Raw genomic sequence first — 12,950 nt, forward strand, 5'->3', positions numbered from 1 at the left:
CGCCGCGGTCCCTTCCTTACATGAAGGTCGGGATCAGCGGAGCGTCAATCATCACCATCTGGCGGTTGCCGGCATCGTCATAGAAGAACAGCATACCACCCATCCGGCTGTCCGGGTCGTAGATGATGTCGGCCAGACGATACACTTCCCAGGCAGCGTCCGATGCGGTCACTTCGAGCGTCTTGGTTTCGCCCGGAGCGATCGGATCGTTCGGCACCACGGTCAGACCTTCGTCCGCCAGCAAGTCTTCCGGATAGCCGGTGTCGTCTTCGCAAACTTCCGGATTCATGAAACGCACGTTGGCGGTCATGAATTCGCACAGCTGGACCGGACGATCACCATTGTTGGTGACGGTCAGCACCATCTTCATGGCACGGCCCGGTACACGGTAGGTGGCTTCGTCCACCTTGACGTCCACAGTCGGGGTGGGCATCTGGATCGGCTTGATGCCACGCAGCACACCCGCCTGCAGCGGAATGGTCACCGGATACTTGCTCTGGGTGCTGCTGTAGCCGAAGATCACCAGCAGAAGGGTGGCGGCGCCAAACAGCATGCCCACCTTCTTTTCGGTCGGGGTGATCAGTTCGTCACCACGGCCGGCATTGACCATCACCATGCGCGGCAGGAACACCGGCTTGCGCACGAAGTAGAGGATCCACGCCAGACCGATGGCATACCACAGCACGTGCCAGAACACGGTGTTGCCCGTGTTGTAGGTTTCCAGGTCGACGGTCTGTCCGGTCAGGGTGGTGATCGGGTTCTTGAACTCGCTCAGCTTCCCTTCAACGATCACCCATTTACCCGGACCGATGATCGGACCACCGCCTTCGACGTTCAGCATCGGGTGAACGTGCCATTCACCCCCGCGGCGGGCTTTGAGCACCACGCGGAAGGCATAGGTGTTGCCGATTTCCAGCCGCACCGAACGCGGCACAAAGGTGTCGCCGATGTAGGATTCCTTGCGGATGAACACAGGCCCAGGAATCCCGACGTTCAGGAACGACACTTCGGGCGGATCCACGGACTCAGGCCAGCCTGAAAAAACGTGGAATTTGCCACTGATTTCCATCTCTTCGTTGACCTTGACCTGGTCAGTAGACCAGTTGAGGTCGAACCAGTGGATGGTACGCATACGCAGGAACGCCGCCTGCGACTTTTCACCGTGGGCAGAAGCCGCCGGGGTGTACATCACCGCCGCCGCCAGGGTCATCAGCAGGCCGACCAGCGACCAGCGGGTGAGCCTATCTCTTATCGTTTTCATCTATTTCCTCCTCAGATGTGTCTGTCGATGTCGATGCGCGCAAAATCCATCAGGTCTTCTTGATGAATTTCACGGTGCCGAACCAGCGGCCCACAAAGTGCCACATGAAGTAGATCAGAATGGACATGAACCCGGCAAAGAAGGCAGACACCGGAACCACGTCCTTACCGAAAGTACGCAGGGTACCCTTTTCCACCATGCGGATGTATTCCGGCGTACCGGTACGCACATAGTGGTAACCCTGAATGTCGGCAATCGACATCAGCATGCCGTTGTATTCCACCGGCACGTGCAGCGGGCCAATGACCGGCCAGTTGCCCGGGTACATCAACAGACCCCAGCCCAGACCACCAATCACGGCGGTGAACAGGAAGCTGCCGGACATCATCAGCACAACATCAAGGAAAATCGCCATGTGGACCGCGGCGGTCGGGAAGCAGAAGTTGATCGGGAAATAGGTCCAACCCCAGAAGTTGAAGTAGCGGTTGATCCATTCACCGAGCAAAATCCCCAGAACACACACCGTGGCACCCCACGGCAGACGCAGGCGCTCCCACAAAACAGCCTGAACCGCCGCCGGGAAGGTGATCATGACGATCGGATACACCGTCACCCACAGACGACGGTCTTTCCAGTCGGACCAGAAGTCCCAGTCACCCATGGTCAGCATGCCATGGATGTGGTAGGAACCGGTCAGTACCATAAACAGGATGAACAGGCCCAGGTAGTCTACCCACCTGGAGGCCTGGACTGCTTCGGCGTGTGACCGAACAACAGATGCAGCAGTGCTCATTATTTACCTCCAAAGTCGCTTGTTGTTGCTTTACCACCAGCCTTTAAGACCGGCTTCTCTTCGCCTCCCTGGCAGGGAGGCCACCAGCGCCCCGGCGGCCTCCCTCAACAAACATCCAGCAAGCTAGATGTCGATCAGTCCATCCACTGAGCCTGGTCTTCGCCGACGCGGGCGACCGCCTGGTCGTAAACCTCACCGCACAGCGGCTTGCCAATCAGATTCAGGAAGCTGGCAAACACCTGAAGCAGCAGCCCCAGAATCGCCAGCGCAAACCACCCAAACACCACAAATCCGTAGTGCAGCGGCGCCACAAACAGCTCTTCCATGAACCAGAAAGTGTGACCCCATTCGTTCAGACCCACGTTCGGCAGAATCATGAACGGCCCCACCACCGAAATCAGATACGGCAGCGACAGACCCTTCTTCTGGTAATTCCAGTACGGAAGACGGGTGTGCGCATAAATAAACGCCGCAAAGCCAGTGATGATGTAGATCGGGTAGCTCAGATAGAACTCGATAATGTGGCTCGGCGTGAAGTCCGTGTCACGAACGATGGTCTGATGCCAGGTGCCGTCCTGTTCGGTGAAGTAGCTCGCACCCCAGTAAATCGCCCACGCATAGGCCACCAGCCAGACAAGATGGGTGAAATTGCGGCGCAGCTCTTCTCGCGTCCCGGCAATCGCTTCCACATTGCGATCACGGGTCCGCCACAGATAGCCCCACAGCACCGAGGCCGTAATAACCTCAGCCACAATCTCGATGTACAGGAAGTTCATCCAGTAAGTCTCAAATTCCGGCGCAAAAGAGTCCAGGCCAGCACTCCAGCCGTAAACCCCTTCGTACCATCGGACCCAGGCGTAAAACACCGAATAAATCGCGATCGCAAACACCAGCCAGCGCACGTTCAGAAGCGGGGCTTCCTGCTCTGCGCCAACAGCTTGAGTCGTTGCAGCCATTGAGTTACCTCCTTTAAGTTCACTCAATCTAAGTTTTCGTTGGGTTTCGCTCCATCCCTAAACGCTCCACCTGCAAACCCTAAAGCTCACAGGCGACCTCCTTCCTTCGGTATCCGCCAGTCTAGCATCGGCTTGGGGGTTGTCAAGAGGCTCTGCGGCATATCCCACAGCCGTCTGCGGGATATGCCGGCACGGATCAGAATAGCCCGCTGATCTGCCCGTTTTCATCGATGTCTATGCGCTCTGCCGCCGGCGATTTCGGCAACCCCGGCATGGTCATGATGTTGCCGCAGATAACGACGATGAATTCGGCCCCGTAGGCCGGACGCACTTCGCGGATGGTGACCGTGTGGCCGGTGGGCGCCCCCCGCAGCTCCGGGTCGCAGGCGAAGGAGTACTGGGTCTTGGCCATGCAGATGGGGAAATGGCGGCACTCCCGGTCCAACGCCTCGATCTGGCGTCTGATTCTGGAATCGGCGCTGACGCCGGCGGCGCCATAGAGTCGGGTGGCGATGGTTTCGATCTTTTCCCATAAGGGAAGATCGTCTTCATAGAGGAAACGGAACTGATTGGGTGCGCTTACCAGATTCACCACCTCGCGGGCCAGCGCCTCCACGCCTGCGCCGCCTTCGGCCCAGTGCCTGCAGACGACGGCTTTTCCGCCGATGGCGGCCACTTTTTCCGTCAACAGACAAATCTCGGCCTCGGTATCGCTGACGAAATGGTTGATGGCCACCACGCACGGCAGGCCGAACTGTTCGCGGATGTTGCGGAAATGGCGCTCCAGATTGGTGAAACCGGCCTCCAGGGCCGCAAGGTTCTCCTCCTGGAGTGCATCCTTGGACACACCACCGTGCATCTTCAGCGCCCGCACGGTAGCGACCAGCACTACGGCATCGGGGCGCAGCCCGGTCTTGCGGCATTTGATGTCGATGAACTTCTCCGCCCCCAGATCGGCGCCGAAGCCGGCCTCGGTGACCACATAGTCGGCCATTTTCAGGGCGGTTTTGGTGGCGATGGCGGTGTTGCAACCGTGGGCGATGTTGGCGAACGGCCCGCCGTGGACGAAAGCCAGATTGTTCTCCAGGGTTTGGACCAGATTGGGACGGATGGCGTCCTTGAGCAGGGCCGCCATCGCTCCCTGGGCCTTCAGATCGCGGGCGAAGACCTTGCCACCGTCACGGGCGTAGCCGACCAGCACCTTTCCCAGCTGGCGCTTGAGCTCACCGAGATCGTTCACCAGACACAGGATGGCCATGACCTCGGAGGCGACCACGATGTCGAAACCATCCTCCCGCGGCACACCGTTGACGCGCCCTCCCAGACCTTCGACGATCTGGCGCAGATTGCGGTCGTTCATGTCGATGACCCGCTTCCATGCCATCTGCCGCACGTCCAGATCCAGAGCGTTGCCATGGTGAATGTGGTTGTCCGCCAGCGCCGAGAGCAGATTGTGGGCCACGCCGATGGCGTGAAAATCCCCGGTGAAATGCAGGTTGATGTCCTCCATCGGCACCACCTGGGCCCGGCCACCGCCGGCCGCCCCGCCCTTGATGCCGAAACAGGGCCCGAGGGAAGGCTCGCGCAGACAGATCAGGGCTTTTTTGCCGATCCGGTTGAGGGCATCGCCCAGCCCCACGGTGGTGGTGGTCTTGCCTTCTCCGGCCGGCGTCGGGCTGATGGCGGTCACCAGGATCAGCTTGCCGTCGGGACGGTCATGCAGGGACTTGATGTAATCGAACGACAGCTTGGCCTTGTAATGGCCGTAGGGATCGAGGTGCTGAGGTGCGATGCCGAACCGATCCTGCGCCAGTTCGACGATGGGCCGCAGGGTGGCCTGGCGGGCGATTTCGATATCCGAAAGCATAAACGGCGTGCCTCCCGAACAGGGTCTGATAATTGGACGAATTGCCTGGAAGCGCACAGGGTAGGGGATGACCGCCCAGAACGCAACGGGCCCGTCCGGCGGCGGACGGGCCCGTCTGGGTCATCGGCAGGAAACGGAAATCAGACGCACTTGTCGGGCGGCGGCAGCTTGAGCACTTCCTTCAGCTTGGCGATGTGGCGCACGCCGTCAGCGCCGACCACCTCGATGCTGCGCAATCCTTCGACACTGTCATCGACATAGACCTCTTTGGGATGAGGAACCAGATGATCGACGCCTTCGAGCACGAACTCGATCACATCGTCCTTGGGATCGTAGCTGACGCCGTAGAAAGGCACCCATTCCGCCTCGATCTGATCGCCCAGGTTGATCGAGGCCACTTCGATTTCCGCCGTCTCCGCCTTCAGGTGTTTGGAAACGTGATCGAAATACGCTTCCCACTCGGATTTGGGTAAAGCACGCGTTGCCATCTTCATTTTCCTCCGTTGATGAAGCTCATCTGCAAACATGGGGGCACGCCGCTGAAAACCCAACCCCGTCAAAGACAGTGGGGCGGCTTGGGCAAACCGGCCAGCTTGCAGGCGTATTTCAGCGGCCCCCGGGGAAACAGCCGGTGCAGATAACGGCTGTTGCCTTTTTCCTCCCCTAACACCTGAGCCACCGCCTTGACGAACACCCGCATGTTGGGGAAATGCCCGTATGCCAGATAATGCTTGCGCACGAAACGGACGATCTCCCACCGAGCCGCGTCCAGCTCGATGTCCTCCGCGGCGGCCAGCTGCGCCGCCACCGCTTCGTCCCAGTCGTGCAGGTCCACCAGAAACCCTTCCTCCGTGGTTTCGACGACTCGTCCCGTTTTTTCGATCACCATGACAGAATACGCATGCAGGCTACCGTCAAATCGACGAATTCCTCGTAATCGATCACCCTGACAGCCTCCGCACCGGGCGGTTCGACCCCACGGGCGACCAGATCCGGCGCCAGGGCGGCGATCCCGGCGCCGGTGTCCTGCAGCCGTCCCAGCAGCGGGTGCCTCAGGCCATACACCCCGTCTCCCAGCAGCAGCACCCGATCCCCGTCCCCCAGGCGCGGGCACAGGCTTTCCCAGACCGGACCCGGCGGCTGTGACAACAGATGCAGCACCCCCATCTCAGTCCCCCACGATCCGATCGTAACCGCCCCACCATTGCGCCAGCGCTCCCTCGGCAACGAGGCCGACCGGCAGGATCAGCCGCTCGGGCGTCAACCCCCGCCGTTGCAGCGATTCCTGCCCCACCCAGATTTTTTCGATCCCGTAAAGGCCGAGCCCCTGCCACAGGTCCGGCAGCCGACGCTGACCGATCCGCGCCGGCTGCTGCCCGGGCGCCAGGTGCCACACCCCGTCGTCCAGCAGCAGCACTTCCACCGTCTGGTCGAAAGCCGCCAGGGTCAGGAGCAGATCCAGCGCCTCTCCGCCGCCGCTGTCGGCATAGGGGGGATGACGGAACACGTACAGAAAGCGCATCAGCCGAAACTCAGCCAGCGGTCGCTATCCAGCACCGACTCGGCCAGCAACGCCAACCCCGCCACCCGGAATCCCGGTGCCAGGCCCCTTGCCCCCCGGGCCCGCCAGACCCCCCGGCGCTGGGCAGCGGCGGAGCAGACCACCAGATCCACGCCGTGACGCTCGGCCAGCACCGACCAGCGTCCGATGCGGTCGGGCTCGTCCGCCGGCGGCTCGGCGCCGGCGAGGGCATGATACACTCCGTCCCGATAGAAGAACACCCGCCGCAACCGGTGCCCCCTGCGCAGCAGGGCCTCGGCGAAGCAGAACGCCCGGTCGGCGGCCGCCGTGTAAGGTGGCGTGTTGACCTGCAGGGTGTAGGTCAGGAACCGATCGGTTTCGGCGCAGGTCTTTTGGTCATCCAGCATCGCTCGTCTCGATTCTTATGGCGCGAATCATGATCCTCTGGCTGCTGCTCGCCGGCCAGGCGTCGGCCAACCTGCCGCCCCTGCCCGACATGGGAGCGGCTTCCGATGCCCTCATCAGTCCGGCCGAAGAGCGCCGCCTGGGGCAAGCCTTCTTCCGCAGCCTGCACCAGCACCTGGACATCAGCACCGACCCGGAAATTCAAGATTATATCGCTTCCCTGGGGACACGGTTGACCCGCGCCAGCGACGCCAGCGGGCGGCCGTTCCACTTTTTCGTGGTGATGCAACCGGAAATCAACGCCTTCGCCGGCCCCGGCGGCTACATCGGCGTCCACTCCGGCCTGATCCTGGCGACCCGCAACGAGAGCGAGCTGGCTTCGGTGATGGCCCACGAAATCGCCCACGTCACCCAGAATCACCTCAAGCGCGCCATCGCCGCCGCCAAGCGGCTGACCCTGCCGATGGCGGCGGCGATGCTGGCGGCCATTCTCATCGGCACCCAGTCGCCCCAGGCGGCTCAGGCGGCGCTGATCGCGCTCCAGGCCGGCAGCCTGCAGCACCAGATCAACTTCACCCGCAGCCACGAGCAGGAAGCCGACCGCATCGGCCTGCAGATCCTCGCCGAAAGCGGCTTCGACCCCCGGGCGATGCCGAGCTTCTTCGAACGTCTGCAGCAAAACACCCGCTTTAGCGGCGCCCACGTCCCCGAATTCCTCCGTACCCACCCAGTCACCAGCAGCCGCATCGCCGACACCCGCGCCCGTGCGGCGGAATTCCCCTATCACCAGTACACGGATTCCTTCGCCTATCAGCTGACCAAGGCAAAACTCCAGGTTCTCAGCAGCGACGACCTCGACGCCTTGCGCCGGGCGTTCGCCAACCACGCCCGCCAGGGAACGATCTGGCAACGCGCCGCCGCCCGCTATGGCATGGCGCTGATCGACCGGCGCCAGCATCGGTTCTCCCGCAGCGCCAGAATTTTTGCCCAACTGCTGGCCTGGTTCCCGGAGCAGCCCCGCTTTATCCATGGTCTGGCCAGCGTGGAGCTGGCCCAAGGCCGGACGGAAGCGGCTCTGGCGCGCTACCGCCAGGCGTTGCGGCGCTTTCCCGCCTCTTCCGTGCTCCGGCTGGAATACGCCAAGGCGCTGCTGGAAAGCGGCCGCTTCGAAAGCGCCCGCCAGATCCTAGGCGACCATATCCTGGAACGGGGCCAGCGTCATCCCGTTCTTTTCAAATATCTGGCCCAGGCGTATTCGGGGCTGGAACAAAGGGCGGAAGCCCGCCGTTACCTGGCCGAGTACGCCTATGCCCGCGGCGATCTGGAGGACGCCCTGCGGCACATGCGGGCCGCGGTCAGACTGGCCCGCGGCGACCGCATCCTCAGCGCCATCACCCGTCAGCGGCTGCGCGAGTTCCTGGCCGAGAAGCAGGCCCGCGAGCGTTAGGTCGTCAGGGACTCTCCCCGCGCCAGGCGCGGCAGGTTGCCGTCCAATCCCATGGCGTAACGCATCACCGCCAACCGTGCCGGATAGAGACGCTGGGCCAGAGACAGGCCGAGATTGCGCACCAGCTTCAGCGGCAGCGAGGCGTTGCTGAAGACCCGGTAGAACAGATCCATCGTGGTCATCATGGTCAGGTTGTCGCGCCGGCGCATGGCCTCGTATTCCTGCAGTACCTTGAGGGCGCCGATGTCCCGGCCGGCCTGATGAGCGGCCGCCAGCACCTGGGCCAGCGCGGCGGCATCGAGCAGGCCGATGTTGACCCCCTGGCCCGCCAGGGGATGGATGGTATGGGCGGCGTCGCCGACGAGCGCCACCCCAGGCTTGACGTAACGCTGGGCGTGCTGGCGCCGCAACGGGAAACTGCCGCGGTCGAGGATCCGCACCACATCACCCAGCTCCCGGGGGAAGGCTGCGTACAGGGCATCGAGCAGCTCCCCGTCACCGAGCGCCTGCAGCCGGCGGACCTCTTCTGGCTTCTGATACCACACCAGCGAGGCGTGCGGTCCCGGCAGCGGCAGGAACGCCTGGGGGCCCTCGGGGGTGAAACGCTGCCAGGTGATGTCCTGCTGGCCATAGGCGGTTTCCACCGTCAGCACCAAGGCCGACTGTTCGTAATCCCAGGCGGTGACCCCGATGCCGGCCGCCTGGCGCGCCTGGGAACGGGCGCCGTCGGCGGCCACCAGCAACCGTCCCTGCAGCGACCGTCCGTCTTCGAGCACGATCTCGCAGCCTTCGGGGCCGTAATCGATGCGCCGGGGGCGGACCGGACACAGGCGTTCCACGTTGTCCAGCGCTGCCAGGCGCTCCCATACCCCCAGTTGCACCAGGCGGTTCTCGATGATGTAGCCCAGTTCCGGATACTGGACGTCGCGGCTGCGGAACTCGGTGCCATCGGTCATCTCCCAGACCTTCATGCGCCGGAATGGACACAGGCGCATGGCGGCGATGTTCTCCCACGCACCGATCCCTTCGAGGATGCGCCGCGAGGCGATGCTGATCGCCGACACCCGCAGGTCCAACGGCTGCGCCGGATCGAACGGCTGGGGACGGCGGCCCTCGATCACCGCCACTTTCAGGGGTGTCTGCCCCAGGGAGGCGGCCAGCGTCGCCCCGACCATCCCGCCGCCCACGATGATGACGTCATAGGTATCGGCCATGTTTCCTCACCTTGTTCGATGTTGCCCGTCCGCAGCCTACCCAAGCCCGCCCCCCAATGCAACAGGCCCGCAGCGGACGAACCGGCTGCGGGCCTGTCTGGGCGCCATCCCGGGATCAGGACAGCAAAGCGTCTGAATCGCCTAAAGCATCAGCTTTCAGGAGAATTCGCGGCGCGGACGGAAGTCGTCGCGGGGACGGGCTTCGTTCACGCGCAGCGAACGACCTTTGAGATCCTGGCCGTTCAGACTCTGGATGGCGGTTTCTGCTTCCGAGTCCACCGGCATTTCCACGAAGCCGAAGCCTTTGGAACGGTCAGTGTAGCGATCCTTGATGATGCGAACCGAAGACACTTCGCCGAACTGGGCGAACGCATCGCGCAGCTCATCTTCGCTCAACTGATAGGACAGATTGCCAACATAAATATTCTTCATTGCTATACCCTTAACGGAAAAAGCGCACCATTTTCGTCATGATTCGCCAGACCGGCCAATGGTGCGAAGACCGGCCTGCCGAGTTCCGGGCGGTCGCCCGTGAGCAGACGCATACGACCCGGCCCGCGCCCGGCGGGGGCAGTGAGCGAAGACGCAGCGAAAAACGGATGCAAAAACAGGATTCCTCTCGCGGAGGGGGCGGGCCCAACGGGGGCCACGGGAAGTCCGGTCTGCGAACCGGAGAAGGCGGGGGAAAGACTCATAAAACGCAAAATCGAACGTATGGGCACAGCCTAGTGAACAACCGGGGAAAAGGCAAGGATTATTTTGCCTCCCGCAGCAAAATTTCCTTGGCGCGGTTGATCTGGGCGGCGAGAAAGTCGGAACCGCCGCGGTCGGGATGGACCTTCTGCATCAGACGCCGATGGGCGGCGACGATCTCTTCCCGGGATGCGCCGGGCCGCAATCCCAGGATTTCATAAGCCTGGGCCACGGTTTCCGGCATCGCCTGCCCGCCCGCCGCATCGGCGGTTTCCGGGCCGGCCCACCGTTGCAGCAGACGCTCGATGAGCGGCCAGAGACGCGGCAGATACGGCAGTATCCGCGCGGCCAACGCCGTCAGCGCCCCCAGCAGGGGCAGCAGCCAACTGTGAGCCAGCAAGGCTAGCAGGAGCAACAATCCCAGCGCCGCCAGCCCGCCCTTGCCCTTCAGGGTCTGCGCCACTTCCTGCGGCGGGGTGCGCAGGAACCAGCGCAGCCCCCACAGCAGCGCGCCCAAAACCAACAGCAGCAGCAACGCCCGGATCACGGCCATCCTCCCTCAGTCGCGGCGATGGTATAGTAGCGGCCCATGAAGCTCACCCATTTGCTGTTGATCGCCCTGTGGATTATAGCGGCCCCGGGCTGTCAGGGGCCGCTCAACGATCCCTATCCCGCCCGCGAATGCCGGGCCAACATTTTCTACACCTCCTTCAGCGAGCGCCCCAAGCACCTGGATCCGGCGGTGGCCTACAGCAGCGACGAATACCGCCTGATCGCCCAGATCTACGAACCGCCGCTCCAGTACCATTACCTGAAGCGGCCCTACACCCTGGCGCCGCTGGCGGCCAGCGAACTGCCGCAGGTGCGCTATTTCGACGCCACCGGCCACGAACTGCCCGCCGACACCCCGGCGCGGCGCATCGCCTACAGCGAATGGCGCATCCGCATCCGCCCCGGCATGCGCTACCAACCGCATCCGGCCTTCGCCCGCGATGCTGAGGGGCGGTTGCGCTACCGCCGCCTCAGCGAGGAAGATCTGGAAGACATCGCCTTGCCGGCCGACTTCCCCCATCAGGCCAGCCGCGAGGTCACGGCGGAAGATTTCGTCTATCAGATCAAACGCCTGGTCCACCCCCAGATCCACTCCCCCATCGCCGGGCTGATGCAGACCTACATCGTCGGCCTCAAAGATTTCGCCCAGGCCATGCGGCAACGCTACGAGCGGGAAAAACCGGCCGGTTTCTTCGACGTCCGCCCCTATGCCATAGAAGGCGTGAAGGTGGTGGACCGCTACACCTACACCATCCGCATCTACAGCAAATATCCCCAGTTCAAGTATTGGCTGGCGATGCCGTTCTTCGCCCCCATACCCTGGGAGGCGGATGTGTTCTACCACCAGCGACCGCTGATCGAGCGCAACCTGACCCTGGACTGGTTCCCGGTGGGCAGCGGCCCTTACCTGCTGCTGGAGAACAATCCCAACCGCCGCATGGTGCTGGCCAGGAATCCCAACTTCCACGGCGAGACCTATCCCACCGCCGGGGAAGCGGGCGATGCCGCCCGGGGCCTTCTCGCCGACGCCGGCCGCCCCCTGCCCTTCATCGACCGCATCCACTACATCCGCGAACGAGAATCGATCCCCGCCTGGAACAAATTCCTCCAGGGCTACTACGAAGGCTCGGGGATCGGCTCCGACAGTTTCGAGCAGGCGATCCGCTTCTCCAACGGCGGCCAGGCGGAACTGACCCCGGCGATGCAGGCCAAGGGGATTCAGCTGCGGACTGCGGTGGCGCCGTCGATCTTCTATCTGGGCTTCAACCTGCTCGACCCGGTGGTCGGCGGCCTCGACGAGGCCCACCGCAAGCTGCGCCAGGCCCTTTCCATCGCCATCGACTACGAGGAATACATCGCCATCTTCGCCAACGGCCGCGGCATTCCGGCCCAGGGGGTGCTGCCGCCGGGGATCTTCGGCTACCGCCCTGGCCCCGAGGGCATCAATCCCTACGTCTATCGCTGGCAGGACGGCCGCCCGGTGCGCAAACCCATCGCCGAGGCCAAGCGCCTGCTGGCCGAGGCCGGCTTCCCCAACGGCCGCGACCCGAAGAGCGGCGAGCCGCTGCTGCTCTATTTCGACGTTCCCGGCGGCGGACCTGATGACAAGGCCCGCCTCAACTGGTACCGCAAGCAGTTCGCCAAACTGGGCATCCAGCTGGTGGTACGCGCCACCGACTACAACCGCTTCCAGGAAAAGATGCGCACCGGCGCCGCCCAGATCTTCACCTGGGGCTGGAACGCCGACTACCCCGACCCGGAGAACTTCTTCTTTCTGCTCTACGGCCCCAACGGCAAGGTCAAGTCCGGTGGCGAAAACGCCGCCAACTACGAAAACCCCGAGTTCGACCGCCTGTTCGAACGCATGCGGACCATGGACGACGGCCCCGAGCGCCAGGCGATCATCGACCGGATGCAGAACATCGTCCGCCGCGACGCCCCCTGGGTGTTCGGCTTCCACCCAAAGAACTTCGCCCTGTACCATCAGTGGCTTTACAATCTGAAACCGAACCTGATGGCCAACAACACCGTCAAATACCTGCGTCTGAATCCGGACCTGCGCGCCGAACTCAGGGCCCGCTGGAACCGTCCCCTGTGGTGGCCGCTGCTCGTGCTCCTGGCGGGACTGGTGCTGGCGGTGATCCCCGCCTGGCTGCGTTACCGCAAACGAATGCAAGCGACCGCGTTGCCGAAGAATTAACCCAGGAATATACTCTCCGGTATATACGCATTCTGTGAGG

14 protein-coding genes are annotated in these 12,950 nt (G+C 63.1%); 2 read left to right on the forward strand and 12 right to left on the reverse strand.

The window, feature by feature from the left end; translation table 11 throughout:
• Positions 1 to 16 precede the first annotated feature (16 nt).
• From amoB to tusD, 9 genes are all read right to left on the reverse strand, one after another.
• Positions 17 to 1,261: a bacterial ammonia monooxygenase, subunit AmoB gene (gene amoB / locus MIN45_RS02860; protein ID WP_286292489.1), complete on the reverse strand. Its 1,245-nt coding sequence runs from the start codon at positions 1,259 to 1,261 to the stop codon at positions 17 to 19.
• A gap of 49 nt (positions 1,262 to 1,310) precedes the next feature.
• Complete coding sequence (gene amoA, locus MIN45_RS02865; RefSeq protein ID WP_286292490.1) at positions 1,311 to 2,054, reverse strand: bacterial ammonia monooxygenase, subunit AmoA; 744 nt, start codon at positions 2,052 to 2,054, stop codon at positions 1,311 to 1,313.
• 134 nt (positions 2,055 to 2,188) lie between these two features.
• Complete coding sequence (amoC, locus tag MIN45_RS02870; protein ID WP_286292491.1) at positions 2,189 to 3,010, reverse strand: bacterial ammonia monooxygenase, subunit AmoC; 822 nt, start codon at positions 3,008 to 3,010, stop codon at positions 2,189 to 2,191.
• 196 nt (positions 3,011 to 3,206) lie between these two features.
• The gene (locus tag MIN45_RS02875) at positions 3,207 to 4,877 is read right to left on the reverse strand and encodes a formate--tetrahydrofolate ligase (RefSeq protein WP_286293256.1); all 1,671 of its coding nucleotides are present in this window, start codon (positions 4,875 to 4,877) and stop codon (positions 3,207 to 3,209) included.
• A 140-nt stretch (positions 4,878 to 5,017) separates the two neighbouring features.
• Positions 5,018 to 5,365 carry a DUF5335 domain-containing protein gene (locus MIN45_RS02880; RefSeq protein WP_286293257.1) on the reverse strand — a complete coding sequence of 116 codons (348 nt, stop codon included), beginning with the start codon at positions 5,363 to 5,365 and terminating at the stop codon, positions 5,018 to 5,020.
• A gap of 68 nt (positions 5,366 to 5,433) precedes the next feature.
• Positions 5,434 to 5,766 (reverse strand): TusE/DsrC/DsvC family sulfur relay protein, encoded by a 333-nt coding sequence (locus MIN45_RS02885; protein ID WP_286293259.1) that lies wholly within the window; start codon positions 5,764 to 5,766, stop codon positions 5,434 to 5,436.
• A complete protein-coding gene (gene tusB, locus MIN45_RS02890; RefSeq protein ID WP_286293261.1) occupies positions 5,760 to 6,044 on the reverse strand; it encodes a sulfurtransferase complex subunit TusB in 285 nt (94 codons plus the stop codon). The genes MIN45_RS02885 and tusB overlap by 7 nt, the downstream gene beginning before the upstream one ends.
• 1 nt (position 6,045) lies before the next feature.
• Positions 6,046 to 6,399, reverse strand: a complete 354-nt coding sequence (tusC, locus tag MIN45_RS02895) for a sulfurtransferase complex subunit TusC (RefSeq protein ID WP_286293263.1) — start codon at positions 6,397 to 6,399, stop codon at positions 6,046 to 6,048.
• The gene (gene tusD, locus MIN45_RS02900) at positions 6,399 to 6,806 is read right to left on the reverse strand and encodes a sulfurtransferase complex subunit TusD (protein WP_286293264.1); all 408 of its coding nucleotides are present in this window, start codon (positions 6,804 to 6,806) and stop codon (positions 6,399 to 6,401) included. The genes tusC and tusD overlap by 1 nt, the downstream gene beginning before the upstream one ends.
• Before the next feature lie 29 nt (positions 6,807 to 6,835).
• Between tusD and MIN45_RS02905 the strand changes: the two genes are divergently transcribed.
• Entirely contained in the window at positions 6,836 to 8,251 is a 1,416-nt protein-coding gene (locus MIN45_RS02905; RefSeq protein WP_286293265.1) for a beta-barrel assembly-enhancing protease, read from the forward strand.
• On the opposite strand, the gene MIN45_RS02910 is transcribed toward MIN45_RS02905, so the two are convergent.
• The 3 genes from MIN45_RS02910 to MIN45_RS02920 form a co-directional block, all read right to left on the reverse strand.
• The gene (locus MIN45_RS02910) at positions 8,248 to 9,465 is read right to left on the reverse strand and encodes an FAD-dependent monooxygenase (protein WP_286293266.1); all 1,218 of its coding nucleotides are present in this window, start codon (positions 9,463 to 9,465) and stop codon (positions 8,248 to 8,250) included. The genes MIN45_RS02905 and MIN45_RS02910 overlap by 4 nt on opposite strands.
• 156 nt (positions 9,466 to 9,621) lie before the next feature.
• Positions 9,622 to 9,897, reverse strand: a complete 276-nt coding sequence (locus tag MIN45_RS02915; RefSeq protein ID WP_286293267.1) for an RNA recognition motif domain-containing protein — start codon at positions 9,895 to 9,897, stop codon at positions 9,622 to 9,624.
• 322 nt (positions 9,898 to 10,219) lie between these two features.
• Positions 10,220 to 10,705, reverse strand: coding sequence for a DnaJ domain-containing protein (locus tag MIN45_RS02920; RefSeq protein WP_286293268.1), 486 nt, complete (start codon positions 10,703 to 10,705; stop codon positions 10,220 to 10,222).
• 42 nt (positions 10,706 to 10,747) lie between these two features.
• On the opposite strand from MIN45_RS02920, the gene MIN45_RS02925 reads away from it, so the two are divergent.
• Positions 10,748 to 12,910 (forward strand): ABC transporter substrate-binding protein, encoded by a 2,163-nt coding sequence (locus MIN45_RS02925; RefSeq protein ID WP_286293270.1) that lies wholly within the window; start codon positions 10,748 to 10,750, stop codon positions 12,908 to 12,910.
• The last annotated feature ends 40 nt before the right edge of the window (positions 12,911 to 12,950 follow it).

Source organism: Methylomarinovum tepidoasis (genome assembly GCF_030294985.1).
In the GTDB taxonomy this organism is placed as follows: domain Bacteria; phylum Pseudomonadota; class Gammaproteobacteria; order Methylococcales; family Methylothermaceae; genus Methylohalobius; species Methylohalobius tepidoasis.